General features: G+C 56.3%; 26 protein-coding genes and 1 pseudogene. 5 read left to right on the forward strand and 22 right to left on the reverse strand.

Going from position 1 to position 25,974, the window contains the following annotated elements; all coding sequences use genetic code 11:
• Positions 1-52: 52 nt before the first annotated feature.
• Both rfbB and rfbC read right to left on the reverse strand, forming a co-directional pair.
• Positions 53-1,102, reverse strand: coding sequence for a dTDP-glucose 4,6-dehydratase (rfbB, locus tag VDP61_RS06985; RefSeq protein WP_323006228.1), 1,050 nt, complete (start codon positions 1,100-1,102; stop codon positions 53-55).
• On the reverse strand, positions 1,099-1,683 hold the full coding sequence (gene rfbC / locus VDP61_RS06990; RefSeq protein WP_323006229.1) for a dTDP-4-dehydrorhamnose 3,5-epimerase: 585 nt from the start codon (positions 1,681-1,683) through the stop codon (positions 1,099-1,101). The genes rfbB and rfbC overlap by 4 nt, the downstream gene beginning before the upstream one ends.
• Positions 1,684-1,922: 239 nt before the next feature.
• Between rfbC and VDP61_RS06995 the strand changes: the two genes are divergently transcribed.
• Entirely contained in the window at positions 1,923-2,048 is a 126-nt protein-coding gene (locus VDP61_RS06995) for a hypothetical protein (RefSeq protein ID WP_323006230.1), read from the forward strand.
• A gap of 665 nt (positions 2,049-2,713) precedes the next feature.
• Positions 2,714-3,163: a hypothetical protein gene (locus VDP61_RS07000; RefSeq protein WP_323006231.1), complete on the forward strand. Its 450-nt coding sequence runs from the start codon at positions 2,714-2,716 to the stop codon at positions 3,161-3,163.
• 120 nt (positions 3,164-3,283) lie between these two features.
• Here VDP61_RS07000 and VDP61_RS07005 read toward each other — a convergent pair whose 3' ends face one another.
• From VDP61_RS07005 to VDP61_RS07050, 10 genes and pseudogenes are all read right to left on the reverse strand, one after another.
• Positions 3,284-3,448: a transposase domain-containing protein gene (locus VDP61_RS07005; protein WP_416236499.1), complete on the reverse strand. Its 165-nt coding sequence runs from the start codon at positions 3,446-3,448 to the stop codon at positions 3,284-3,286.
• Positions 3,418-4,134: a hypothetical protein gene (locus VDP61_RS07010; protein ID WP_323006232.1), complete on the reverse strand. Its 717-nt coding sequence runs from the start codon at positions 4,132-4,134 to the stop codon at positions 3,418-3,420. The genes VDP61_RS07005 and VDP61_RS07010 overlap by 31 nt, the downstream gene beginning before the upstream one ends.
• Positions 4,135-4,171: 37 nt before the next feature.
• Positions 4,172-4,825 (reverse strand): hypothetical protein, encoded by a 654-nt coding sequence (locus VDP61_RS07015; RefSeq protein WP_323006233.1) that lies wholly within the window; start codon positions 4,823-4,825, stop codon positions 4,172-4,174.
• Positions 4,826-5,284: 459 nt separating this feature from the next.
• Positions 5,285-6,808 (reverse strand): murein biosynthesis integral membrane protein MurJ, encoded by a 1,524-nt coding sequence (murJ, locus tag VDP61_RS07020; protein WP_323006234.1) that lies wholly within the window; start codon positions 6,806-6,808, stop codon positions 5,285-5,287.
• A gap of 39 nt (positions 6,809-6,847) precedes the next feature.
• Positions 6,848-7,942 (reverse strand): hypothetical protein, encoded by a 1,095-nt coding sequence (locus VDP61_RS07025; RefSeq protein ID WP_323006235.1) that lies wholly within the window; start codon positions 7,940-7,942, stop codon positions 6,848-6,850.
• Between the two features lie 19 nt (positions 7,943-7,961).
• Positions 7,962-9,833 carry a glycosyltransferase gene (locus VDP61_RS07030; RefSeq protein ID WP_323006236.1) on the reverse strand — a complete coding sequence of 624 codons (1,872 nt, stop codon included), beginning with the start codon at positions 9,831-9,833 and terminating at the stop codon, positions 7,962-7,964.
• Positions 9,830-10,804: a glycosyltransferase gene (locus VDP61_RS07035; protein ID WP_323006237.1), complete on the reverse strand. Its 975-nt coding sequence runs from the start codon at positions 10,802-10,804 to the stop codon at positions 9,830-9,832. Before VDP61_RS07035 ends, VDP61_RS07030 begins: the two co-directional genes overlap by 4 nt.
• The gene (locus tag VDP61_RS07040; protein WP_323006238.1) at positions 10,801-11,799 is read right to left on the reverse strand and encodes a haloacid dehalogenase-like hydrolase; all 999 of its coding nucleotides are present in this window, start codon (positions 11,797-11,799) and stop codon (positions 10,801-10,803) included. The genes VDP61_RS07035 and VDP61_RS07040 overlap by 4 nt, the downstream gene beginning before the upstream one ends.
• Positions 11,735-12,385, reverse strand: a complete 651-nt coding sequence (locus VDP61_RS07045) for a phosphoribosyltransferase (protein ID WP_323006239.1) — start codon at positions 12,383-12,385, stop codon at positions 11,735-11,737. Before VDP61_RS07045 ends, VDP61_RS07040 begins: the two co-directional genes overlap by 65 nt.
• Before the next feature lie 229 nt (positions 12,386-12,614).
• A pseudogene (locus VDP61_RS07050) lies at positions 12,615-13,013 on the reverse strand (transposase); the annotation flags it as partial.
• Between the two features lie 70 nt (positions 13,014-13,083).
• On the opposite strand from VDP61_RS07050, the gene VDP61_RS07055 reads away from it, so the two are divergent.
• Positions 13,084-14,517, forward strand: coding sequence for a mannose-1-phosphate guanylyltransferase/mannose-6-phosphate isomerase (locus tag VDP61_RS07055; protein ID WP_323006240.1), 1,434 nt, complete (start codon positions 13,084-13,086; stop codon positions 14,515-14,517).
• A 554-nt stretch (positions 14,518-15,071) separates the two neighbouring features.
• Here the strand turns inward: VDP61_RS07055 and VDP61_RS07060 are convergent.
• From VDP61_RS07060 to VDP61_RS07085, 6 genes are all read right to left on the reverse strand, one after another.
• Complete coding sequence (locus tag VDP61_RS07060) at positions 15,072-15,896, reverse strand: replication initiator protein A (protein WP_323006241.1); 825 nt, start codon at positions 15,894-15,896, stop codon at positions 15,072-15,074.
• Positions 15,893-16,153, reverse strand: coding sequence for a hypothetical protein (locus VDP61_RS07065; RefSeq protein ID WP_323006242.1), 261 nt, complete (start codon positions 16,151-16,153; stop codon positions 15,893-15,895). Before VDP61_RS07065 ends, VDP61_RS07060 begins: the two co-directional genes overlap by 4 nt.
• Positions 16,137-16,814: a ParA family protein gene (locus VDP61_RS07070; RefSeq protein WP_323006243.1), complete on the reverse strand. Its 678-nt coding sequence runs from the start codon at positions 16,812-16,814 to the stop codon at positions 16,137-16,139. Before VDP61_RS07070 ends, VDP61_RS07065 begins: the two co-directional genes overlap by 17 nt.
• A 348-nt stretch (positions 16,815-17,162) precedes the next feature.
• Positions 17,163-17,777 carry a recombinase family protein gene (locus tag VDP61_RS07075; protein WP_323006244.1) on the reverse strand — a complete coding sequence of 205 codons (615 nt, stop codon included), beginning with the start codon at positions 17,775-17,777 and terminating at the stop codon, positions 17,163-17,165.
• Between the two features lie 426 nt (positions 17,778-18,203).
• Positions 18,204-18,824, reverse strand: coding sequence for an IS630 family transposase (locus tag VDP61_RS07080; protein WP_323006245.1), 621 nt, complete (start codon positions 18,822-18,824; stop codon positions 18,204-18,206).
• A complete protein-coding gene (locus VDP61_RS07085; RefSeq protein WP_416236500.1) occupies positions 18,821-19,069 on the reverse strand; it encodes a hypothetical protein in 249 nt (82 codons plus the stop codon). Before VDP61_RS07085 ends, VDP61_RS07080 begins: the two co-directional genes overlap by 4 nt.
• Positions 19,070-19,669: 600 nt before the next feature.
• Between VDP61_RS07085 and VDP61_RS07090 the strand changes: the two genes are divergently transcribed.
• Both VDP61_RS07090 and VDP61_RS07095 read left to right on the forward strand, forming a co-directional pair.
• Positions 19,670-20,446: an enoyl-CoA hydratase/isomerase family protein gene (locus VDP61_RS07090; protein WP_323006247.1), complete on the forward strand. Its 777-nt coding sequence runs from the start codon at positions 19,670-19,672 to the stop codon at positions 20,444-20,446.
• A 32-nt stretch (positions 20,447-20,478) separates the two neighbouring features.
• Positions 20,479-21,378: an FAS1-like dehydratase domain-containing protein gene (locus tag VDP61_RS07095; protein WP_323006248.1), complete on the forward strand. Its 900-nt coding sequence runs from the start codon at positions 20,479-20,481 to the stop codon at positions 21,376-21,378.
• Here the strand turns inward: VDP61_RS07095 and VDP61_RS07100 are convergent.
• The 4 genes from VDP61_RS07100 to VDP61_RS07115 all read right to left on the reverse strand — a co-directional run bounded on the left by VDP61_RS07100 (position 21,367) and on the right by VDP61_RS07115 (position 25,939).
• Positions 21,367-22,050: a TetR/AcrR family transcriptional regulator gene (locus VDP61_RS07100; protein ID WP_323006249.1), complete on the reverse strand. Its 684-nt coding sequence runs from the start codon at positions 22,048-22,050 to the stop codon at positions 21,367-21,369. The two genes, VDP61_RS07095 and VDP61_RS07100, sit on opposite strands and share 12 nt — an antisense overlap.
• A 339-nt stretch (positions 22,051-22,389) precedes the next feature.
• The gene (locus VDP61_RS07105; protein ID WP_323006250.1) at positions 22,390-23,829 is read right to left on the reverse strand and encodes an aldehyde dehydrogenase family protein; all 1,440 of its coding nucleotides are present in this window, start codon (positions 23,827-23,829) and stop codon (positions 22,390-22,392) included.
• Between the two features lie 48 nt (positions 23,830-23,877).
• Entirely contained in the window at positions 23,878-24,768 is an 891-nt protein-coding gene (locus VDP61_RS07110) for an enoyl-CoA hydratase (protein ID WP_323006251.1), read from the reverse strand.
• Positions 24,755-25,939 carry an acetyl-CoA C-acyltransferase gene (locus VDP61_RS07115; protein ID WP_323006252.1) on the reverse strand — a complete coding sequence of 395 codons (1,185 nt, stop codon included), beginning with the start codon at positions 25,937-25,939 and terminating at the stop codon, positions 24,755-24,757. Before VDP61_RS07115 ends, VDP61_RS07110 begins: the two co-directional genes overlap by 14 nt.
• Between the last annotated feature and the right edge of the window lie 35 nt (positions 25,940-25,974).

The following is a 25,974-nucleotide window of genomic DNA, read 5'->3' on the forward strand; positions in this document are numbered from 1 at the left end:
GCCGCTTTTGCCCCCAGTCGGGCGCGTCCCGTCGCCCTTCGCCACTGAAAGCTTAGCCCCCTGCCCCCAAACGGTGTCCAACGCCCTGCCGGTTCAGCAGGGGCTGCCACCAGTCTTCATTGGCCAGATACCATTGCACAGTCTTGCGCAGCCCCTCTTCAATCGTCACAGAGGGGCGCCACCCCAGTTCGTCGCGAATACGGGCCGGCTCTATCGCATAGCGGGCATCATGGCCGGGGCGATCGGCGACAAAGGTGATCTGCTGGGCATAGCTGCCCCCGACCCTTGGCCGCAGATCATCCAGGATCGTGCAAAGCGTCTTGACCAAGTCAATATTGCTCCGCTCATTCTCGCCCCCGATATTATACGACCGCCCCACACGGCCTTGTTTCAGCACCAAAAGCAGGGCGTCGGCATGGTCTTCGACATAAAGCCAGTCGCGGATATTCAACCCGTTGCCATAAATCGGCAGGGGCTTGCCTGCCAAGGCATTCAGGATAATCACAGGAACCAGCTTTTCAGGAAAATGATACGGGCCGTAATTGTTGGAGCAGTTGGTCAACACAACCGGCAAACCATAGGTTTCATGCCAGGCCCGGACCAAATGGTCCGAAGCCGCCTTGGAAGCCGAATAAGGGCTGCGCGGATCATAGGGTGTGGTTTCGGTAAATTTCACCGTGGGGTCATCCGGCAAAGAGCCAAAAACCTCATCGGTTGAGATGTGATGAAACCGGAACCCGGCAGGGCGGCCTTGGGACACCCAAAAGCTGCGGGCGGCCTCAAGCATGTTATAGGTGCCGGTGATGTTGGTTTCGACAAAATCACCAGGGCCGTCGATCGAGCGGTCCACATGCGATTCCGCAGCAAGATGCATCACGGCATCGGGCCGGTGCCCCGCAAAAATCCGGTCCAGCGCCGCCCGATCCCGGATATCGGCATGTTCAAAAGCATAGCCCGGATCTTGCGCCACCGCAGCCACGTTTTCAAGGCAGGCCGCATAGGTCAATGCATCAAGATTGACCACCTGATGGCCGCGTGAAACCGCCAACCGTATAACGGCCGACCCAATAAAACCGGCCCCGCCAGTGACAAGGATTTTCATGGCTGACCTTTCAAGAGGGATGGACCCTTCCAGAAAAACGGGCTGTCAAAGCCCTGCAGAGGCGGGGCCCCGGCGTCTTTTTCGCTTAGAACAGGGTCGCCGTGCAGGGGCCAGTCAATTCCGATATCAGGGTCATTCCAGAGCAATGCGCCTTCGGTTTCCTGCGCATAGTAGTCCGAGCATTTATAGATGATCTCGGTATCGGGCAGAAGCGTCACAAACCCATGGGCAAAACCGGCGGGCACCAGCATTTGCCGGCCATTTTCAAAGCTCAGCTCATGCCCGACCCATTTGCCATAGGTCGGGCTGCCCTTGCGAATATCAACGGCCACATCAAACAGCGCACCCCGACCACAGCGCACCAGCTTGTCTTGTGCATGGGGGGCGGCCTGAAAATGCAGGCCGCGAATGGTCCCCGCCTCGCGTGAGAGGGAGTGGTTGTCTTGCACAAATTCTATATCAATGCCCTGTGCGGCAAGGGATTTGCGGCTGTAACTCTCGGAAAAAAAGCCCCGGTTATCCTCAAAGCGCCGAGGCGAGATCAATTTTACTCCGTCCAACGATGTATCATCTAGCTGCAAAACGTACCTCTGAAAACGGCATGATCCCCTTGGCTATAGCAAAGGGCGCAGGGAACTGTCTACCAAGGACCGCAACAGCCAGGAGAACGGCCCGCAAATGGCCGCACTTTCCTTTGCGGCAGCGTGGCCGCCCGGTACCGCGCGCTGGCATTAACACTTGTTAGCCATTTCATAGCATCTTCCGGCACTGCGCCCTCCCCCGTCACCAACCGGGCGCGACCCAGATCAGGAGAACAGACATGACCCATCCATTCCAGTTCCGCAGCGCCGAGGTTGTCGGTCACACGTCCCCCCCTGTTACCAGCGGCCGCGTGAATGTCACCGAAACCACCGCCACCCGAACCCATGCCTTGGTGCTGACATGATAATCAGCATCGGAACCGGGATCACCTCACCTCTTTGTCTGGGGGCCATTGGTACACCGCGTAGCCTGTTCAGGGCGGGGGATAAAGGGTTTTGGCTTGATCCAAGCGATATCACAACGCTGTCGCAAGACGCCGCCGGTACGGTGGCAGTGACAGCTTTTGGTCAACCGGTCGGGCGGTTGTCTGATCGCAGCGGTAACGGCCTTCATGCGGTGCAAACAATTGCAGATCTGCGCCCTCTCTATGCACGGGCGCCGCGAGGTGGGGCGCGCAACCTTTTTCGCAACAGCCGGTTTGCGGGATTTTCGGCGGGGCCTGTCATAACATGGACAGTATCTTCAGAGGGTGTGCGCGTCGGTGGGACGGGCGGTGCCGGCAATCCACTCATCAGTATTGCCGCCGTTGGTACGGACAGCGTAGGAGAGTGGATCGACGTTAGGGTTCACGGTGCCAATACCACTGGGAGCATCCGATTTATCAACATAATTGACGCATTGCCTGTGGCCGCTACTCCCGGAAGTTCGCGCGTAATCTCTGCGGACTTGCAGGTTATAGCAGACCTGGGGCCAAATACCCCCGTGGTGCGGCTTTACTCTCATTGGCGGGACGCAGCTAACATATATCTTTCTGGGGGCGATGATGCCATCCCCGCGCCGACAACAACCATGACCCGCTACAGCACGGCGCCATCCATCGCGCCTGCGAATACCGCTATGCTTCATAACAAGGGTGTGTACCTGCGCTGCGATGATGGCGAAGCCTTTGATTACACGCTGCGCATACGCCGCATCCAAGTGGAGTTCGGTTCGGTGGAGACGGCCTATCAGGCGACAAGACAGTTTGGAGCGGACATAACCGAACCAGACCAGTCCAACCGCTTTGCCCTGCTGAACGATCAGCCGGATGGCGCGTTGATGGCCACACTGCCCTCAGGCACCTATACCGTGGCATCGGCCAATAATACGGGCGTGACGATCCAGACCGGCCTGTCGCTTTCGGGAGCCTTTGCCATTCCGGCACCGGCGCGGCTTTATGGCTGTGTTGCCATCAACCGCACACTCAACCCGGGGGAAATTGCCAACCTCACCGCATGGCTCAACGCGAAAAGACTCTGATACAGCAGGCAGCGCTCTTGCAGGGGCGGGTTGCCTGGGCAGAAGTCGTTCGCTCTGCACAACGTGCATGCCTTTTATTTTGTTCTGAACCGTGGGGTTTTTGCGTAAGCGGTGCCACGATCACACCTTGGTGGTATAATTCCATGGCAGCAGGTCGTCGGTTTGGCTTTGTTTATGCCCATTGACGGTGGCTTGGAGAGTTTGCGTCAGATAGGCGTATGGCTCAACGGCGTTGAGTTTGCAGCGCACACTGCTTAAGTGCGCACCCGCAACAGCAGCTTCCACATCGCAAGCGGTATCAACACCATGGCAAAGACCAACTCACTTTCCGAAGGTCCCGTATAGATGAGAAACTTGAACATGAAGAAGTACAGCCAAACGCTGTAAAACTGCACGCGCCAGAATTCATATTCAGAGCGCACCAGACGAATATAGGCCTGACCGAATAAATAGCCGAAGAGCGGGAATGCCAAATAGGCAAAGAGACTAAAGCTTAAATAAAGCTCGCCCACCATAGGGGCCCCCGGATTTCCGGCGTCGATGTTCCCCGAAAAGATAAAGTTCTGAAGAACCTCCGAAGCGTTCGGTATCGTCTCGATACCGAACAGCTTGCCAAATATCTTGCTGGGGTACCCGAGAAATGGCGCGCCAAAAAGTAATTCTGTGCCCGAGCCACCTTGGAAATAATCAGTAAACATCACGATCGACACGTCGATCCGGTTAAAGTCACTCATAAAGTGCAGCAGATCTAGGGTTTTGCCCTCCCCCACCCGGAATGTCGCCTGTACCGTGAAGGCAGTAACCAGAAGTCCGCCGATCATCAAGATCAGCATTTTGCGCAGATTGCGCAGCCGCTGCATATTTTCATTCCGAGACAAGATCATGAGCGAAAGAACGAACAAGATCAGCGGCAGGATCGCCTTTTCACGAGAAGCCTGCGTGAACATTAGCAAGGCGGAGCTTAGTACCATAATCAGGACGGCCCCCAAAGTTTTTGTGGCACCCTTCCTATGATATATCATCAGAGTTGCCAGCATCGGCGGGGCGGTCAACAGTAACATGCCGAAGTAATAAAGCGGACTTCGAGGACTCGCGCCATATGCGGCGCGCGGCAATCGACGACATCTCTTGCACGACTTGTTTAATCCCGCCGATGCTCTCCGCATAGGCAAACATTCCCCCAAAACCGATCGCAACCGCAAGGACCATGAGGCCGATACCAAATTGCGTTGGAGTATTGCTGTGGGTCAGCGGCTTGTAGCTCGATGCAGTTTCACGAATGGTTCCAGCCGAATACCCGAGCTGGAACAAAACCAAGGCAAGGACTGTCATGTAATTGGTTATTGCGAGCTTTCGAGAAAACTCAGAGGCCGAAAAATATTCAAAATACCATTTTCCAAGCTCGGGAAACTCAAGGTAAACTAATGAATAAAAAGGGTAAAACAGGAAGATAAGTCCGGCCATTACGCGAGGGGGGCCCAAGATATCCTTATTTTGGGATGGCATTACGAAAATAAAAATGCAGATGAGGCCTGAAAGGGCTATCGAGAGATAATCAACCGTCAGTTCTGGGGCGCTTCCAAAAAGGAATATCGTTTGCACAGCCAAGATCAGCCATGCCATGATAGAGAATAATGTTGAGAGTTTAAATCTGAGTCCCAATTACCATTCCTTCTGCATCTGGAGTGACCCAGTTTAAATGTTAATACATGGCCGGTCCATGGGCATCAGGCTGTTTGGTGCCGGTGGATGGTGGCCCAAGGCGCTGTGGTGGTCTTGTCCCGTTTTAGTTTCGGTCTCTTTCGAGCAATGTTTGCTGTGCAGGAGATATGGAATGGCAAAAAGCTACACAGACGAGTTTCAGCGTGATGCAGTGCGGATGGCGACGTCCAGCGGCTTAACGCGCCCGCAACTTTCATCGAATTTGGGCGTTGGCCTTTCCAGGGGTCTGATGCCGCAGAATGCAGAATCCTACGCCTAAGGTGGTTTGATCTTCTATGATCCACGCCGGCGGCACTCATCGCGCGGCGGGGAAAGCCCCTTGGCATTCGAACGAAAGGCCGCATGAATGAGCTGAGAGACCGGAACGTAACCGTGACAAGAGCACTTTGCGACACAAGCCTAGCGCCTCATGGACCACAAATAACCCAGTTCCTTGCGCAGCCCGACCCATCCCAAACCCAGTATAAGGATAATGCCGCAGCCGCTCACCACCACAAAGGTCAGGATTTGACTTGTATTCCCGGCAACAGAGATCCAGCTGGAAAGCTCACGACGCAGGCCAAAAAGTATGCCGGTGGTAAGCGCACCAACCACAAATATGCGCATAAAGCTGGCCAGAAATACTGTGCCGAAGGGGCGGTCAATCCGGCGGTTGATCGAAACCATCATCAGAATGGTGTTAAGATACGTCGCTACGACAGTCGATATCGCGATTGCATCTATCCCGACCCAAGCATGGAGCCCAAAGGCAAGGCCCAATTTCACGACGAAAGCGATCATCACCGCGACAAGCGGGGTTATCCAATCACGAGAGGCGTAAAGCACGCGCAAGAGGGTCACATTGAGCGTGAAGGCCGGCAACGACAGGATTAGCACAACGAGCACGCGTGTTGTTTGAACAACAGCCTCTTGCGAGAATGTCCCACGCCCAAAGACGATTGCGACGATCAGGTCTGCCTGCGCCAGCATAAGCGCACTTGCCGCCACCGCCAGAAGGGTGATCAGGATTGCCAGCCTAGTTGTCAGAATGGCGGCCTCAGCCGTTTGACCAGATTGCAGCATCCGGCTGATCGTTGGGTAGAGGGCAGTGGTCAGCCCCATGGCGATGATGCCCTGCGGTAGCTGGATGAGCTTGGACGCCACGTTGACTGCGGTCACCGTGCCAGCCCCGATTTTCACCCCGACCGAGATATCCACAAAAGCATAGGCATAGGCAATCAGCGCGACTGCGACCACCGGCAAAGCCGTGCCCAGAAAATGGCGGGCGGCGGGATCGCGCAGAGAAAGCCGCCAGTGGTGTTTGTGGGCGACACCGTAGAAAGTGGGCAACTGGATCGCAAGAAACAGGACTGCCCCGACAAATGTTGCGAAGACAGCGGCGCTGATGCCCAGGGTGCCTGCAAAGGCCATGACGCCGATCACCACCGAGAGGTTTAGCACCAGCGGAGCAAAAGCAACCGGCAAAAAAACATTGTTGTAGTTGAGCAGTCCCGAAAACATCCCTGCTACCCCCAACAGCGTGATGGTGGGTAGCAGGATAAACATATAGTCAGCCGTAAGTGCGATAGTCTCTTGGTCACCGCCAGAGGCTAGAAAGCCTGCGATTGTATCGGCATTTGCCATGCCTATCCCAGCCATCACCGCCAAACCGACAAACACTAGATTGAACAGGTTGCTGAAGGTTCGGCTGTCTATTTGGCCAGTCGCGTCGGCATGTTTTGAAAGAAACGGTATTGTCGCACTGGTCAGCGATGCCGCAATAACCACATAGGCGGCGTTCGCGACCGAGGCGGCAATATAGAAACTGTCAGTTTCAGCGTTTGCACCAAAGGCCCAAGTGATGGCTAGGTCACGGCCAAGCCCGAACAAACGAGACAGCAAGGCCAGAACTGTTAACGCCAGAGACGTGCGTAGGATGCTCACCTGCGCCCCTCGCCATTAAAAATCTGGCCCCAGCATGGCTCAGTTCTGTTCATACACTCCGCCTTTGACAGTGCGGCGCCATACAATACGGACCACATCTGCAAAGAAAATCGGGTTCAGCATATGGGCAAACTGCTTCAATGTTGACAGGAACGAGGTACGGTCACGCTGTTTGGAAATGAACGCCCACCAGAATACCTTTGCGGGAAGCTCATAGGGAAAGGCGCCCGCAGGGTTAAAACCCTTGATGGTCAGGTCTGCAAATCCAAGCTTTTCAAGGATACGGGTGATCCGCTCATCCTTGTGGCCGAACTGAGCCTTGTCGATTTCACGCGTCATAACAAGATTGGCAGCGCAGGCATATTCTACCTTCTGGTCACGGCAAACGTCGACAAAGGCATCAAGTGTGCCACGCTCTTCCATCAGGTCAAGGTAGCGTTTGACCAGATAGTAGGATTCGATGGTAAAGCTTTTCTCGGGGAAAATGTTGTGGAACATCATTGCCGTCATTTCAGCATGCGGCTGAAGGATCGGGATCGGGTAGCCCGCAACATCCTGAATTTCAACATAGTCACGCATCCGGCGCGGATCGAGATAGATGAAATAGTCAGTGGATGGTGCGACATAGCAGTCGATGTAATAGATACCGCCCTTTTTGGTGGTATCGGTAACGCCCTCGCCAGCGTCTTCGATCAGCGTTGTCTGGCGCGGCGCAGTTTCCATCCATTTGAAGCCGCCATCTGGGGCGCAAAGATGGTCAACCAACCCTTGGTGCCGCTTGGCATCAAACGGAAACCAATCAGTGTCGTTCGGGGTCGAAGCGAAGGGCTTGATCGATTTGAACAGCACCCACTCGCCCTTGGCGACCTCATCCAGTTTACGGGCGAGTTTTGCCACAACTCGGTCCGTTTCGCGCCGACGGTTCATCAAGGATGCGTGCAGATCAAGCGCCTTCGGCCCAAGCGCCACGCCGCGGTTGACGCATTCATCCAAGAACAACAGACCGACGCGGCTTTTAAAGGCAAACTCGGTAATCTCTTCAAGATCTTCGGGCTTGGGCGTTACGGTGCCTGTGCCGATCGGCCAGCCAATCGTCTGGAAAATAAGCCGAGATTTCTCTGATTTGGTTGTCATTTCTAAATCTCTTTCGTTCTTAAATGGCGTTTGGCCTATTGGCCATGTCGCGATAGACCATCTGCAAGGCAGAATCAACAATTCGCGAATCTACGAGTTCTAGCGCACGCGCCCGTGCCGCACCACCAAGCCTTGCACGGGGCGGTACGGGTGCGTCCAGCAAATCTGCAAGGGCGGCTGCAAGGGCGGCAGAGTCACCGGGGGCTGTGAGACGGCCGCTTTCACCATCGACAATCATCTCAGTCGCGCCACCCGCGCGGGCCGCAATCGTTGCGGCACCGGCCAGAAGGCTTTCGATCACCACACCGGGGAACGGGTCGGGCGAGACAGAAGCATGCACAGAAATATCGGCAGAGCGAAGAAGGGCGGGCACATCATTGCGCGCGCCAAGCATCAGTATGCCCGCTTCAGCAGCCGCTTTGCGCACGCTTTCAAAGTAGTCTTCCTTTGCCTCTACCCCGCCGCCGACAAGGGCAAAAACGGCGCTTTTTCGGGTGGCTTCGGGCAGAGAACGAACCGCCTCGACAAAAACATCTTGCCCCTTCCAAGGCTCAATCCGGCCAACCATCAATACCAGCTTACCCCCCTCAGGCAGGCCGTCGGGGCGCGCCGCGCAGATGCTCGGATCACGGTCGTCGGCAATCAGCTCGGCATTGCCGAGATCGTGAATTACCAGCGCCTTATGGGTCGCTTGAGGCACAGGGAAATAGTGGTCACGCACGGCTTTCGAAACCGAAATCGAAACCGGCGCAAGACGTGTCACCAGCCATGCAAAACCGACGCGCATCTTCTTTCGGGCAACGATCATGCGAATATGCCAGACCACCGGCACGCCACGCAGTCGGGCCGCCAAAGCAGGCACGAAGTCATAAAGATCGTTGACGTGAACAATATCAGGGCGTGCGCGCCCGATCAGCCGCCAGAAAAACCAAAGACTTGCCGGTGCAGTCAGCGCAAAACGGATCAGCCCGCCAAGGCCCTTGCTAACCTGCGGTCTGATAAACGGATGGTGGATAACCGGAATGCCTGCGCGCGTATAGCTGTCGACAATATCCGTCTGCAGGCGCAGGGCTACCGCGACCTTACAGCCGCCATCCGGACGGCCAAAGTCGCGCATATGCTCGGCCATCAGCACCAACACCTTATCCGCACCACCAATATCAGTGTTGTTGGCATGAACATACAGCACGAAAGGCCGTTGCTCCTCGGCTTTGAATTCATCCAGCAGCCAGTCACGATTGGTCACAATAGGTTGTGTCCCATCCCGTTGCGTGAAACCAAAAGCCTGCGCAATCGCCTCGTAATAGCTGAAACGCAGCCGAAGATAGTCGATATCAAGGATGTCGTCCTTGCGTTGTAGCGACACCTCTGGCTCTACGCGCAGGAACACCCGCACCTGCGGCAGGGCCAGTTTGGCAAGCCTGCTGCGGGCAAAGCGCACGACTTCATCCGGGCTCCAGCCCAGCGTAAGCCCGATGTTCACCGCAACATCGAATAGATAGCGGTCCGCAACAATCACTTGGGCCTTGCGGGCCTTCCAGCGCTTGATCGCCAGTTGTAGCCGATAGTCAGACCAGACGAGAGCAAGATAAATTCGCACGGCCCAGGCGTATTTTTTTGCCAAAGCATTCTTACGGGCAATCTCGGCGGCATAATCCACACGCTGAGATCCTGAACCCGGCTTGGGCGCGTTCGCGTCGCGTTTGCCGCGCTTGCGCGACCAGAACAGCTTTAGCAAACTGCGCACAGGCGCCATCAGATAGCTTTCGGCACCCAGCCAGACCTGCTGCGCCGTGGTTCCCTGCGCGCCAAGTTCTGCCACGACAGAGTCGGCCAAAGTGGTTTTACCGCTGCCATCGGTTCCGATAATACAGATCATTTGCTGTTTCATGTGGCCCTCGTAATCGCAAGTACCCGTTCGGCAAGTCGGTGGGCATTCAGGCTTGGTGGCAGGCCTTGAGGCCGGTCAACCAGCCCTGCCACGATAATTTTCTCGGCTGTATCGGCAAAAAGCGACCCATCCACAAAATGCACCCCTGCCACGCCATTCAATGCGCGAGGCAGGGCACCGAAAGCGGTAGACACCACAGGCAACCCGCAGGCCACCGCCTCAAGCACACTCAGCGGTAGTTCAATCGCCCCTTCGGAATGCGGCGGTGGCGGGAATAGGTAAAGATCGGCCGAAAGATAGACATCGGCAATGGCGGCGATGAAGCCACGGTCAATATGCACGCCTGCAGCTTTCAGTTTCTGAGTAATCTCCAGCTCTGGCTCAAAGTAGGGGCTGGCCACAACGACGATTTCGATCTGGTCACCCAAGCGGGCCTTTACCTCTATCAGCCGGTCAAGCCCGCGCGTGCGCCTGAGGTGACCGACATGAACCGCAATCGGCACCCCACGCGCCCGCAGCTCAGGCCAGCGACGCTCACCGCTGCTGACCAATCGCTCGGGGGCGATGCCTATCGGCTGCTCAATTACTTCGGCACCCTGTGCAACTGCGGCAAGATCTTTGCGCGCGCGATTGCAGATAAGGGTATGGGCTGTGCGCCAGCCCTTAAGCCAACCGGGACACTTGGAAATATCGGGACGCGTGGCAATCCAGACGATGTGCGTTGACGATAGCAGGCGCAAAATCCGGCTGACCAGAACAGTACGCACGCCCGGCCCATGTGTGAACACAGTCAGCCCCGCACGGTCAAACAGCAGGCTCGGCAACCGCCGCAGCAAAGAGGCAGGCGGCACCACGCGAACCTCGCGGCCCGCAGCCCGCAGATCATCAATCAGTGTCTTTGAGACAACGTTGATCCCTTCGGCCGGTGCATCATGATATTCTGCTACGACAGTTATACGTGTGCTGCTCAATGGAATACCCCAAACCAATCTCGTTTAATGCGTCTGTGCAAATGTATCGTTAGTCGGCGGCGTGACCCTGGCGGACGCGGACAGTTCCGGCGCAGCACGGCAGGTTGCAGTGCCTGCCCCGGCCCTATCGGGCGCCACCCCCCTGCCCCACAATAAATCTGGGCATAGCGATGCTTGCTCAGGATGGTCTTCACCTCCCAAGCATCAAGTGGCCCACTTGGCCTATCATCAATCCAAAGCCAATAGCCGCCGTCAGCTTCGGCAGCCAACGGGTCGATATGTTGCAAAATTGGGCGCGTCGGATCGAGTTTGCCGCGAATGGCGGCAAATCCGGCAGGTGAGGCCTGAATAAAAACCTCATCAGCCAGCCGCACCAACGGCAGGTCATCCATATGGTCGGTCATCACCACGATACGCGGCGTGCCGTCATGCCCGGCCAGCCATGCCTGACAGGCCTCAACCTTACGCTCAGCCAGAAGTTCGCACCATCCTGCATCAACCGTAGAGCGGGTCGCAATGCAATCAACCGCTCCCATCTTTTTAGCAAAAGCGCGGGCGTAGACATCTGGTGCAGCTGTTGCAAGAACGATAGCAGCCCCGCCGTCGGCATAGCCCCGAAGCGCTGCGTGAATTGGCGTTGAAACCGTGGTTTGCAACCGCACGAGCGTGGCTGCAACCACTGCATTGCACCAAGCCTCCGGTTGCGCGGCAAACCATTGCAAAGCGCGCCTCTTCATGCCGGCATGCCCCCCGGACAGCTGGCCAAGCACTCTTGTTCCCAGTCTGACGGCAAGCGCAATGCGCTGTCGCGCGCCGGCATGGGCCCAAGCCGAAGCAAGAAAGATATGAAAGGAGTTATCGAGAACAAGTGTTCCGTCCAGGTCGCAGAATACCACGACGCTCTTAGAACTTTCCGTTGCGCTGGCCATGTTAATTGCCTCGGAAATCGAAAGACCATGGAAAGCGGCACAGCGTGTTGCGGTACAACGATACATCCGGTTCAAAGGCCACTAACGACCGGGTTTGCGTAATCACTGCTGTTGTCAGCGTTGTTTCGGGCGGAAGCGCTGCGCGCAGGGCTGCAACAACACTGCCAAGTGTAACACCGCTGTCGACAGCATCATCTATCACCAGAACATGGCGCAGCCCCTTGTCAGTGACAAAACGCGTGATGGTTTCAACATCAGAACTTAACTGCTTGCTTTCAGAAGGATTCGTTCCAGATGGCTTATTTTCTCGCGTGGCAAGAAGTCGGTCTTCAATGCGGCGCATCCAATTTGATATGCCATAAGGCATGATTCCCAACAGGCGCTTAATCCCGCTTATCTTCTTAATCTTCGTCCCCGGCCTACGCAGCGCGCAGGATAAAACAGGAATATCGACAGTCGGCTTCAGCTTTTCAGCACACAGAAGCCCGCCGGTTGCAATCCCTACGATACAATCCGGTGAAACGTTTGTTGTGCCGACTTTCGCCCAGAGTTCCTTCATCACTTTTTCAAGCGCAGCGTCATCTAAGGTCACTACAGGTTTGAACCAAGGTGTGGTGTACTTATCAGCAGTCATTTCTTCAGATTTTTTCATATTAAATTCAATTTCGCTTTTAATAAAGTAACAGCGGTGTAACGAAGGGTGTTGTCAAGGCTTTGGATGCTATTTTTAGACTTCGAAACGGCTGCACCGAGGTGCCGAGATATATCCCTTTGCGCAATAATTAAGCTACCCCCCCCCCCGATGTTTGGACAGTTTCTGGCGCTGTTTAAGCTACTGTCTGCTCCTGTTGATCGGGTTGCATGATCACTCGTCTCTGCCAATAGAGCACGGCGGGTGGCTTTCCGCCAAGGGCAGTATGGGGGCGCTTGCGGTTGTAAAAGTCGATCCCTTTCCTGACACCATTCCTAGCCTCTGATCCGGTTTCAAAGGCGTGCAGATAGACGCATTCGTATTTCAGGGATCGCCATAGCCGCTCGACAAAGATGGTGTCCAGAAATCGCCCCTTGCCATCCATCGAGATATGCACGCCTGACCGCCGCAGCCGGTCGGTCCAGGCAAAGGACGGGAACTGGGGGCCCTGATCGGTATTCATGATTTCGGGTGGGCCGAACTTTTGGACCGCCTCGCTCAGCGCTTCGATGCAGAAGTCGGCCTCCAGCCTGTTCGAGATGCGCCAGGCCAGACCCTTTCGGGTATGAGTTCTTTTTTTGGCCGCCAAATTGTAGCGCATACGCCTCAGCTTCGTGTTAATGTATCCTATTGAAGCATTGATGAGATACTGGGCGAAAATGATCTATCCAACGATACTTTGCGGCGGTTCCGGAACTCGGCTGTGGCCACTGTCGCGTAAAAGCTATCCCAAGCAATTTGTACCGCTCATCGGCGATGATACTTTGTTTCAGGCGTCCGCTCGTCGGGTGGGCGCGCCAATGTTCGCGGCACCGATCGTGTTAACCAACAGCGATTTTCGCTTCATTGTAACCGAGCAGCTTTTTAATGTCGGCATAGACCCTAGTGCAATTATCATCGAACCTGAAGGTCGAAACACCGCTCCGGCGGTTTTGGCCGCTGCATTGCATGTGCTTGCGCAGGACCCAGATGGCATTCTTCTTGTGACCCCCTCGGATCACGACATCCTTGATGCGGAAGCCTTTCGCGCTACCGTGTTGCGGGGGCTGACTGCCCTTTCCGAGGGACAGATTGTCACCTTCGGCATTACGCCGACCCACGCCGAAACAGGGTATGGCTATCTGGAACTTTCATCGGCCCCGACATCGGATGGCGCGCCGATTGCCCTGAGCCGCTTCGTTGAAAAGCCTGATCTGATCGGGGCAAATGCGATGCTGGAGGCCGGTAATTTCCTCTGGAATGCAGGAATTTTCCTATTCCGCGCGGCGGATATGGTCGCGGCGTTTGAAAAGAATGCACCGGACGTTCTGGAACCAGTGCGCAGCGCTCTGGATAACGCGAAGGTAGACCTCGGGTTTCTGCGCCTGGACGCAGAGGCTTGGGGCAGGGCTCCTGATATCTCGCTTGACTATGCCGTGATGGAAAAATCAACCAATCTTTCTGTGGTTCCCTTTGGGGATGCTTGGTCCGATCTCGGCGGTTGGGATGCTGTCTGGAAAGCATCAGAGCCTGATGCCACGGGGGTGGTCACATATGGTGCCGCGACCGCTCTCGATTGTCGTCAGAGCTTGTTGCGTTCAGAGATGGATGGTCTTGAAGTCGTCGGCATAGGGCTTGAAAATCTCATCGTGGTCGCAATGAACGATGCAGTTCTTGTGGCGGATATGAGCCGTGCTCAGGATGTGAAAAAGGCCGTTGATGCGCTTAAGGCCAAGGGTGCCAAGCAGGCGGTACAATTTCCGAAAGACCACCGTCCTTGGGGCTGGTTCGAAACACTGGTGCTGGCGGATCGCTTTCAGGTCAAACGGATCGTGGTGCATCCGGGGGCGAGCCTGAGTTTGCAGAGCCACCATCATCGCGCTGAGCACTGGATTGTTGTTGCAGGCACAGCCAAGGTGACAGTCGATGACACCGTCAAACTGCTGACCGAAAACCAATCTGTTTATGTACCGCTTGGTTCGGTCCACCGAATGGAAAACCCCGGTAGGGTGCCAATGGTTCTGATCGAAGTGCAGACGGGGACGTATCTCGGTGAAGACGATATCGTACGCTACGAAGACGTTTATGCCCGTGGTCAAGGCGCCAAGGGATAAATGCCGAGGGTCCAAACCCAACCAACCTATTGATTTACTTTATCTGACGGATTCACTCTCTCCGGCGCTTCAGGGGAGGTTTGCCATGGGGGCAGGATTTTGGCTTTCAGACTGTGCTTGGGTGGTGATTGAGCTGCTTTTGCCCAGGAACCAGCCGGGGGCGCGGTGGGTGGATGATTGGCGGGTCATCAGCGGCATCACCCCTGTGCTGCGGGTCGGGTGCCGGTGTTGTAGAAGGCCAGATACCGGCCGATGCCTGCGCGGGCCTGGGGCGACCTTGGGCATTTTCTTAATGCAGACTTATCCACAAGTCTGCGGCTTTTCTGAACTGGGGTCATTACAGTTATATAGTTTGTTAAATAAGTTAGACCGAATCATAACTAACGTTTTTTACATGAAAAACAAATGTTTATCTGAAATGGCCTGTGTGTGATGCACCGTGTCTCAATGTGTGAAACACCGTGATTCGGATGTGTGATGCACCGTGATTCCTTGAGAGGCAGGTTTGAAAAGTGTGTGATGCACCGTGTCTCGAAAGTGTGTGATACACCGTGTCATAGTAGCAGGCGACGCCATTCAAGCCGCACCATGGGCCCATTGGCACCCTTTTCCTCGGTCATCGTATAGGTTGGTAGGGCATTTCTTTTGATCGCCATCCGCAGATCTCGTGAAAATTGCCCGAAGGGGGCTGGGGACCCTGTGCGTTTGTGGAGATCTTTGAAAGTGAACACCCAGCCATCAGGGTTATCCAGGCCGTTGCCGGCATGACGGCGCGCAAGACGGTAAAGAAAACGGTCTAAACCACTTGTCAGATCGAAATAGAGCGGTGAAATGGCGAGAACCTCTCTGCCTTCGACGACTGCGCGGTGAATCCATCGGGGTAACGTCATTTGGGCACCGAGCGGGCGGCCGTGATCGTCCTCATCAAGGGTGTAATCCGCCAGAAGATTGAAAACCTCCATGCGTTCTTTGTCGCGACGACGAATTGTCGTCTCTATGCGTGTGCCCTGCAGGCGGGCTATTGCCGCCTTGAACTGCTGGTAGTTTTTACCGCCGGTGGCGCGCCCTACTGCCTTCAGTAAGTCGTAGGGTCGAAACATGATTGTCGCAGCTGGTTTTTGGCCGCGCTCTACGCCGGCATTGATCTGAGATATCGCCCAGAGCAAAATGTCAAAATCATAGATAGTGGCGATCCCGCCTGTCTGCTCCGATGCGGTGATGGTCACCTTCTGGCCCGATGGGCCCTCCCAGTCCAGGCGCATGGGGCTTCGTTTGGCCAGGCTCACCATCGGTGCCGACATCATTTCCCTGTCGTCTCGTAAAGGGATATCGCCGATAATCGCGACAAAAAGATCCAGCTGTTCGCGTTGGGTGCTCATTCTTTCGACCCGTAGCGATCCATTAAGATTCCGAGCATATCTGCATATGTCCGTCGGTCATCCTTGCAGAGGTGCTTGAAGCGCTCGATGACATCAAGGGGTGCCTTGATGCTGATCTGACCGTCCCGGACCGGCTCGCGGCTTGGCCAGCGTTCTGCAAGGCCTCCGGCCTTTTCGGTGGGGGAAGGATCAACTTCCCGGATGACGGGTTGGCTCTCGAATTGCTTCAGGCGATCTGCATTAAGCGGTTTGGGCATCGCGGGCCTCCTCCAGCAAGTCAATAATTTCCGATGCATAGGCTTGTGCGTTGACAAGGGCTTTCTCTATTCCGTTGACATCCGCCGGGTCCAGTTGTCGAAGGCCTCCGCCCGCGTTGTGCAGCGAAGAGAACGCGGTGCGGCGATGCAGTTCCGTCTGCATCACACGGCCAACCTTGGCCAGTTCGGCATGGATATGTTTTTCCAGCTTGCTTTTTACGGCAGCCGAGGTTCTGGCAAACAGAATGGCCGCCGGAATGGAGCGCCGCCGCGCCCTGCCCTCCATCTCTATCTCGGCGAGGGTGTCGATCGCTGCATCGGCGTCTTGCTGCTCTTCGCCGGAAGGTATGATCACGAGATCTGACTCTGCGATTGCGAAGGATGTGAGACGGCTTGCCGATCCTTCAAGGTCGATCAACACGAAAGTCGCTTTCTGTTGCGCTGCAGCGATCTCATCTTGAATGGAGCGCTCTCCGTTGCTGGTGATTACCTGGAGACGCGCCGGAAGGGGGGCCAGCGTTGACCAGCGGGTAAGCCGCTTGGCTGGATCACCATCTATCAAGATGACGTCCGTCGCTTCTGCGAGCTCGGTTCCCAGCACGATCGCGGATGTTGTCTTGCCCGCCCCGCCCTTTGATGTCGCAAAAGATATAACAGGCATGGCGGAATCCTTTCAAAGCTAAACAACCCTATACAGAGTTACCTCAAGGAAGCAATGAGTTTCCATTCCTAGGCTACTATACCCTGCCATAAGGTATAGTAGTCTATAGTATGGTAGCCCATGGTATAGTAAGGTACCTTAACATACCCTACTATACCTTTATCGCCTCAAGATGCGCCAAACCGTGACATTCCATTTCTGTCCAGCAGGGCGCCGACGTCGCGCAACATAGCAAAAAGAGCTATCGTCAACTCCGCTGAAACCGTGTAAATTTTTCGCTCAAAAGGGCGATGCAGAGTTCCTCGGTTGTTAATTGTCACTGAGAACTGACCCTGCGGGGGGTGGACCCTAAGGCGTTTTGAGGACGCGGCTTCCGTATTCACGCAGATTTCCGTTTGGGTCCACATATCGATAGAGCGTAACGGGCTTGATCCCCAACTCCTTGCACAGATGGCTAACAGACGTGTCGCGATTGGCCATGGCGGCCTGCGCCATGCGGACCTGCGCTTTTGTCAGCGCAAATTTCCTGCCACCTTTCTGACCACGGGCGCGGGCTGCTTGGAGGCCGGCCATTGTGCGCTCGCGGATCAACTCACTTTCGAATTCGGCCAAAGCCGCAAATATGCCAAACGACAGTCGTCCCGCCGCAGTTGTTGTATCGATCTGCGCGCCTTGTCCGGTGAGCACCTTGAGACCAACGCCCCGCTCGGATAGCAAGCTGACGGTTTTGACAAGGTGGTGCAGGCTGCGGCCCAAGCGGTCGAGCTTCCACACAACCAGAACATCGCCATCCCGCAAGGCCTTGAGGCAGGCCTCCAGACCGGATCGGTCATCCTTCTTGCCGGACGCCAGATCCGAGTAAATCTGATCTTCTTCGACGCTTGCCACGATCAAGGCATCCCGTTGCAGGTCGAGCGACTGGCTACCGTCTGCTTTTGAGACGCGAGCGTAGCCGATCAGCATGTTTCACAAACGAACGTTTGGGATACCCTGAAAGGCACTCTGCTTTTATTCATGAAACCTATTCCTTATTCAGCATCTTAATCAAAGATAAGCAAACCTTAAAAAGAAAGCAAAAGAAACATGGCTCACCGCAGCATCCTGACCCAGCGCTCGGCTCTTTTTGGTCTTCCGCGCAATGAATTTTCATTGCTCCAACATCATACGCTAGCCGACGACGATCTTGCGCACATCACCGAATGGCTCGGTCGGAGAACCGGATTCCATATCGCGACCCGGGGTTTGATCGCTGCATAGCGTTTGGGGATGTTTCGCCGTAGGACCCAGCCGGCATTTCGATGAAGATGCCATTGTCCTTAGGGTTTTTGGACGATCCATTTCACCTCAAAGTGAACCGCCCGGCTTTACGGAGGGTGATTTGTTCAACGTCTAAGCAGAGATTCTCGGGTTGCCCAACGGATCGCGGTTTCGTTCAGCATTCAATGCCTTGACGGCGGCATGAATTGCCCGATCGAGATCCTCGGGGTCGTTGAAGGTCTGATGGGCGAGGTGGTTGGCCTTGAGATCCAGCCAGACGCGCTCGATGTCATTGAGCTCGGGGGCGTATTTCGGCAGCCATTCGACCGTCAGCCAGTGGGTGCGTTCCGCCAATGCCGCACGCGACGCCTTGCTGGTATGGATCGGGCCGTTGTCGAGCACAATCACGACCGGCCTCAGGGGGGCGCCGGGTTTGGGACCATACCGTTGATCGAGGCTTTGCAGATGGGCCCTGAAATCGGTGCTGCGTTTTGTTCGGGACGTGGTGACAACCAGTTTACGCCCGGCCCATTCGAGCGTGCCCATCATGGCAACCTTCTTCGACTGACCCGGAGCCGAAACCCGCAGGTCGGCACCGCGCCTGGCCCAGGCACGCGCGAGATATGGATGCGTCAGCGCTGCGCTTTCGTCGCTGAACAACAGCACGATATCGCCGGCTTCGGCCTGTGCTTTGCGCAGTTTCAGCCGCACCCCAACCCGATCAACGGCGTTGGCATCCTGACGTCCCTTCAAGGTGTGGCGTGGCCGCCGGTAGCGATACCCCCTTTTTTGCGCAACACCTTGGATAACTGCGACAAGGAGATCGTCACACCCTCGCTCCTTGCGATTTCGGCGGCAAGGCGGGCCAGCGTCCAGTTTGTCCGGTCCGCGACGGGCGCAGATAGAAGCGGAGCGACCACCCGCAGAGCCGCCTCTGCCTTGACCGGCGCGGGCCCCGCCGCAACACGCGCCCTGAGGGCAACGACCCCGCCGCGCATGAAGTCGCCGCGCCACAGCCGAACCGTACCTCGCGCACACCGAATGCCTGCGAGATGCGGTTGCTCGCCCACCCGGCAAGTGTCAGCAAAATGGCCCGGGCCCGATCAGCTTCGCCTCGCGCACCGCTGCCGGCCAATGCCTCAAGCACCAATCTTTCCGAACCCGTCACCCGCAATGGTGATTTGCCCACCATATCCCGCCCTCCAAACCAGATAGGGCAACAGAATCACACCAGCCAAGCGTTGGCCAGCCAAGATCAATCTGCTTAGGCGACCTATCGAGTGTGATCAAATTTGCATAGAGCGCCTTCTTTGCTTCTGCGGATGTGATGTATCCGATGGGGCCAAGAAGGTGGCGATTGTTATACCAACCCACCACAAGCAAACTTCCTTTGATATAGAGCCGTGCCGACAACATACTCAGATCATTTGTGGCATCATTGCTACTTTCAGGTAGATACGACTCTTTGGTATGAAATGCTCATGGCATTGGAAGCAAAGGTCAGTTAAGTGGATGCTGGGACCTGAACAAAGCCAGAGGTTCGGGGTGCGGCACAAGGTTGATATGCGGCACTTCCCAAGCGCAGGGGAACAAGTTGAATGATCATGCAACATGTAGAAATAACGCGACCTGAGCAGGGGCTTGCAGTGGTGCATATGAAAGGGGCAGGCCGGTTCAACCTGATGTCCTATGCGATGCTGCACGAGCTATGGGCGGCCGCCAACCAGATCCAGAGCGAGCCAGACATTCGGGTGGTTGTTGTCACCGGGTCCGAGACCCAGTTTTCCGCAGGCATGAACCTGAAACAGCCCGAGGTAAAGGGACACCGCGATCTGTCCATCGAGCAGCGCCTGGCGATCCATTCCATCGGCGCGCGTGCATGTGCCGTTTGGGAAGGGCTGGATGCGGTTACGGTCTGCGCCATCGAAGGCTATTGCCTGGGCGGCGGGCTCGCATTTTCGGCGGCTTGTGATTTTCGCGTTGCTGCTAGGGATACAACATTTGGCGCGCCCGAATTGTTGAACGGGATGAGCATGAGCTGGCAAAGTCTACCGCGTCTCGTCTCTCTTATAGGCGCGGCACGGACGCGCAAACTGGTGATGCTTGCTGAGAATATCGATGCGGGGACCGCTGAAAAATGGGGTTTCGTCGATAATCTGACAGAGCCGCAGGGCGCTTTGAGCGAGGCGATGAACATTGCCGGGCGCTTGCTGAAAATCCCTGCGGCACCATTGCGTATGACCAAACACGCCATCGGTACGGCGGCAAATGCGCTGAACCATGCCGTGAGCTTCATGGATCTGGAACAATATGTCGTCAGCCAATCCACAGAGGCACATGGTCACGCGCTCGATGCGTTTTTCAAAGGCCGCTAACGCCGCCCTTGCGCGCAATTAAAAGGAAAGACATGAGCAAGACGCTTTATTCGAACGTTGTGGGCGTTGATCTTGCGCCGTCGGAGTTCACCATCACTGCGCGGCGACTGATGAGCTATGCTGCGGCCCTGGGCGCGACGGAGGATGTCTATCTCAACGATTTGCGGCCCGAAGGCATCATCGGCTTGCCGACGTTCATTATTTCGCCGGAATGGCGGGTGATGAATGGTCCGGCCTATCGCGGCGTGCTGGGGGCGGGTGACGAGCAGATGTGGCGCTGTATCCACGTCCGGCAGGATTCCCGTCTGTTTGCACCGCTGAGGCCGGAACAACGCATCGTTACCAAGGGCAAGATATCCGTGCTTCGCAAAACCCGGATCGGGGCCTATATCGCGGTACGTCTTGATACGACGCTGGCCGATACCGGACAGGACATTGCACAAAGCTGGTTCTGCGGCATTTTCCTTGGTGACGATGTGGCCGGCGGCGACAGGTCCATTGTAGAGCCGCCGGATGTTCCGACCATATTGAACACCGACAGCCTTGTCATCAGCCCCGAGCCGTATCTGACCATCTCACGCGCGTTGCCCCATCTTTACACCGAGGCGGCGGATATCTGGAACCCGATCCACACCGAGCGCAGCGCCGCGCGCGGTGCCGGGCTGGATGACACGCTGCTGCACGGGTCTTGCAGCTGGGGAGCAGCCGGCTTGCAGATCATCCGGCAATTTTGCGGTGGGGATCCCGCCAGGTTGCGTCGTCTTGGCGCCAGGATGAGCGGCAAGGCATTGGTCGGTGATAGCCTTTTCCTGCGCAGTCAGGCAGATCCGCGTCCTGTTGCCGGGGGCGTGGAAGTGTTGTTTGATGTCGTGAATGCCGAAGGCAAGCCGGTGCTGTCGGACGGCATTGCTGAAATCGCTTCAGCCCTCTGAAGCGGCAAGCTTTGCATCTGGAGCCAGGTGTATGGCCCGGTAGTCCGGCGCCAGAACGATCTTCATCAGATTGGACACCATCAAATCCGCGATTGCTGTGGGGGACAACGCGCCGTCTCGGCGGTACCAGGTGAACATAAACCCGATGGACCCGCCGATCATCAGGGCTGCCAGCTTGGTATCCTCGTACATGAACTCACCCGATTTGCGCCCATCTTCAAGCACATGCATCAGATCGGCATGCAGCTTCACCGCATTGTCGCGGATGCAGTCTTTGGCATCGCTGCCCAGAAGGCCCGGCTCCTTGTAATAGAGTGCGCCGCCAACGAAGGTGTCGATATAGTTCAGGATCATGTTGCGAAGGCCGCATTGCAATCGTTCGGTGGCGGTCATCGTTTTGTCGTTCAGCACTGCGAATGAGGTGTAGGTCTGATCCGAGGAGTCGACACAAAGTGTTTCAAAAATTGCTGCCTTGTCCTTGAAGTAGTAATAAATGAACGGCTTTCCGACGCCGAGTTGCGCCGCTATGTCATCAATGCTGGTGTTGGCATAGCCTTGCTGAAAGAACATCTCGCCCGCGACATCCAGAATTTGCTTGCGTTTCTGTTCGTGATTCACGGCTTTGCGCACGGCTCGCCGCTTCGCCGCTTCTTTCTTTTGCGTGTCGATCATTGGGCTCTATTCTCCTGTTGACTACGAGCCGGTGCTGTAGTCGATATTGCAAATGCAGGTCTCAGGTAATCCGATGTGGATTCCGGACAGCTTTGCAGCCGCCAGTTGCCCGAACGAGACCAAAACGCATACCAGCCGTAGAACGATTGGGTTTGGCACTTCTGCCGCTATAAGCCTACCGAAGAGTAGATATTGCCGTTTGGCAGCGATTTGTTCAAGCCTTTTTTGCGATCAAGGACTGCAAGCGATGTCGCCAACATAACTGTAGGTCCTAGCCAAGACCACAGCCTTGTCCGCAAAATGCCGGCGCGCGCGCCTGTTTTCAGATTACTGTAATGATCAGGCGTCCGTCCAGCCTGAAACGGCCTTGATCTCGCAGAAATCCTCGATGCCCCAAACACCACCTTCACGCCCGTTGCCAGATCGTTTCATGCCGCCGAACGGCGCGCCTGCACCAAGATTTTGGCCGTTCATCTCGACCATGCCGGAGCGCAGTTTTTGCGCAAGACGATTGCGGCGGGCGCTGTCTTCGGTCTGGACATAGTTGGTCAGGCCGTAAACCGTATCATTAGCCATCCGAACCGCATCATTCTCGGTTTCAAACTTCATGATCGATAGAACGGGGCCAAAAATCTCCTCATGGCCGATTGTCATTTCATTGGTGACGTCGGCAAAAACCGTGGGCTTGACAAAAAAGCCGCGGCTCAACCCCTCGGGGCGTCCCGTGCCGCCCGCGACCAGTCGTGCGCCTTCATCTATGCCCTTCTGGATTAGCGCTTGGATCTTGTTCCACTGGCTTTCATTGACGACCGGGCCGATGTGGCGCCCTTCCTCGCTGGCAGGGCCGACGCGCAGGCTCTTCGCGACATTTGCAGCGGTTTCCACCGCCTTTTCATACGCGCTCGCTTCTACCATCATGCGAGTCGGCGCGTTGCAGCTTTGGCCGGAGTTGTTCATCACATGAATGACGCCACGCTTGACCGCCTTCTCATCAGCATCGGCAAAGATCAGGTTTGCGCCTTTTCCGCCCAGCTCCAGATGCACTTTCTTGAGCGTGTCGGCGGCAGTCTTGGAAATAGCGATGCCTGCGCGGGTAGAGCCAGTGAAGGAAATCATATCCACATCTTCATGGGCAGAAAGCTGGGTACCCACACCTGCACCATCGCCATTGATCAGGTTGAAGACGCCGGGCGGAAAGCCTGCCTCATCCATCATCTCGGCCAGCAGAATGGCGCTGAGCGGGCTTTCTTCAGAAGGTTTCAGCACCATGGTGCAGCCCGCCACAATCGCCGCGCCAAGTTTAAGCATGACTTGGTTCATCGGCCAGTTCCAAGGTGTGATCAGGCCGGCCACGCCGACGGCCTCATACAGAATCCGGTCATTCGGCGCGTGCTCACCCAATCGACGATTGAATTCAAACCCTTTTGCCGCCCGGATGAAGTTCTTGAGGTGGCCGTAGCCCGCACCCCATTGTGCAGTCTGCGCAAGGTCAATGGGCGCGCCCATTTCAAGGCTGATTGCCTGCGCCATCTCGACGGAACGAGCCTTGTAGATACCGGCCAGCTTTTCCAGAAGTGCGATGCGTTCTGCGGGAAGGGTGGCCATCCAGCCGGGCAGCGCTGCTTTTGCGGCGGCCACGGCGGCATCTGTATCGGCTTGCCCACCAAGCGATATAACCGCGCAAGGCTCCTCGGTTGAAGGGTCGATCACCTGATGATCCCGGCCCTCTTTTGCATTAACCCATTTCCCATTGATATAGAATTGGCGTTTCTCGATCATGCTGGTCTCCGTCTCTATTGGTCAGTCATCACTGCTTGAGGTATGGCCTCATCGGCCCGTGAAGTTCGGTTTACGCTTTTCCAGAAAATGCGCGACGCCTTCGGTAAAATCCTCACTCTTGATGCTGTCGAACATTTCCGCATTGGCGACCGTGATCGCCTCGCCCAGAGTTTGAAAGGGGGCATCCCAAAGCTGGCGCTTCATCACCCGGACGGAGCGAGGGGAAACCTCCTCAGACAGGGTCTTGGCCAGAGTCTGCGCCTCGGCCATCAGGTTCTCGGGTTCCACGACGCGGTGTACTAGGTTCATCAATAGCGCCTCATCCGCACGAACCTTGCGCGATGTCAGCAGCAGGTCGGTTGCATGGGCGTGACCGACGACGCGAGGCAAAATCCAGCTAATTCCGTGTTCTGCAATAAGCCCACGCATGACGAAGGCGGTGGCAAAGACCGCCTTCGTCGATGCGATGCGGAAATCGCTGTAAAGCGCGAAGATCATACCGAGCCCAGCCGCCGCACCATTCACCGCGGCAATCACGGGCTTGGAAACAGCAGGAAAGTAGGAATAGCGCGCCTGATAGTCTGCCCGGCTGTTCATGTCATAGGGGCGCATCCATTCGCGCGCAGAAATATCACCGGGTGGAAGCACCTCAAGCTCATCCATATCCATTCCGGCGCAGAATGCCCGCCCGTTGCCGGTCAGGATGATGGCGCGTACGTTCTCGTCACGGTCCGCAGTCTGCATCGCGTCATGAAGTTCGCGCTCCAGCACCTTGGTCAACGCATTCATGCGTTCCGGGCGGTTGAAGGTGATCGTGGCGACATGCCCGTCCACCACATAGATTATTTCCTTGTAGTCCATCCGCAGATCCCCCGGATTGAATGTGGTTTTCCCGGCGCTTCCAGCGCCGGGAATTGGCGTATTTTCAGCAAATTTCAAACAACGCAGCAGCCCCCATACCGCCGCCGACACACATGGAGACGACGGCGTATTTCTCGCCGCGCCGCTTGCCTTCCAGCAACGCGTGGCCAACCATGCGCGCCCCCGACATGCCGTAGGGATGCCCGATGGAAATCGCGCCGCCGTTGACGTTGTAGCGCGCCGGGTCAATCCCGAGGAAGTCGCGACAATAGAGCGCCTGACAGGCGAAAGCCTCGTTCAATTCCCAGATTCCGATATCGTCGATCTTTAGCCCGTGCTGTTTCAGCAGCTTGGGAATGGCATAAACAGGCCCAATCCCCATTTCTTCGGGCGCATTGCCAACGGCCATCATGCCGCGATAGATGCCCAGCGGATCAAGCCCACGCCTTGATGCGACTCGCGCCTCCATCAGGATACAGGCCGAAGCACCATCGGAAAGCTGGCTGGCATTTCCCGCCGTTACGGTCCCGCCCTCAATCACCGGTTTCAGCGAGGCAAGCGAGGCAAGCGTGGTTTCGGGCCGATTGCCCTCATCTTTTTCAAGCGTCACTTCCTGATAGCTGATCTCTCCGGTCTCCTTGTCGCGGATCATCTTTTGTGCGGTGATCGGCACAATCTCGGCATCGAGAAGCCCCGCCTTTTGTGCGGCGGCGGTGCGCAGTTGCGACAGCAGCGCGAACTCATCTTGTTGGTCACGGGTGATGTTGTACTTGCGGGCAACATTTTCGGCGGTTTGCAGCATTGGCATATAGGCATGCGGCGCGCGTGCGACGACATTCGGATCCTGTTCGCGGGTGGTCCATGCGAAATAGGCCTCCTGCAAGGCAGAAATGTTTTCCTGCCCACCTGCCGCGGCAATATCGACGCCGTCCACGATGATTTCGCGCGCCGCTATTGCCAGGGCCATCAGGCCCGAGGCGCATTGGCGATCCACCGTTTGCGCGGCAACCCCGATCGGCAGGCCGGCTGCCAGACCGGCGGTGCGCGCGATGTTCAAGCCTGCGGTGCCCGCGCTCAAAGCTGTGCCGACGATCAGATCTTCGATCTCTGCCCCGTCGAGCTTCGCCCTTCTGGTGGCGTGTTCGATGGCGTGAGCCATCAGGGTCGGTGATTTCATGTTGTTCAAGGCACCACGATAGGCCTTGCCGATCGGGGTACGGGCGGTCGAGACGATGACGGCTTCACGCATTGCAATTCTCCGATAGTGGGGTTTTGGAAGGGGGG

The organism is Pseudorhodobacter sp. (assembly GCF_034675685.1).
GTDB lineage: Bacteria > Pseudomonadota > Alphaproteobacteria > Rhodobacterales > Rhodobacteraceae > Pseudorhodobacter.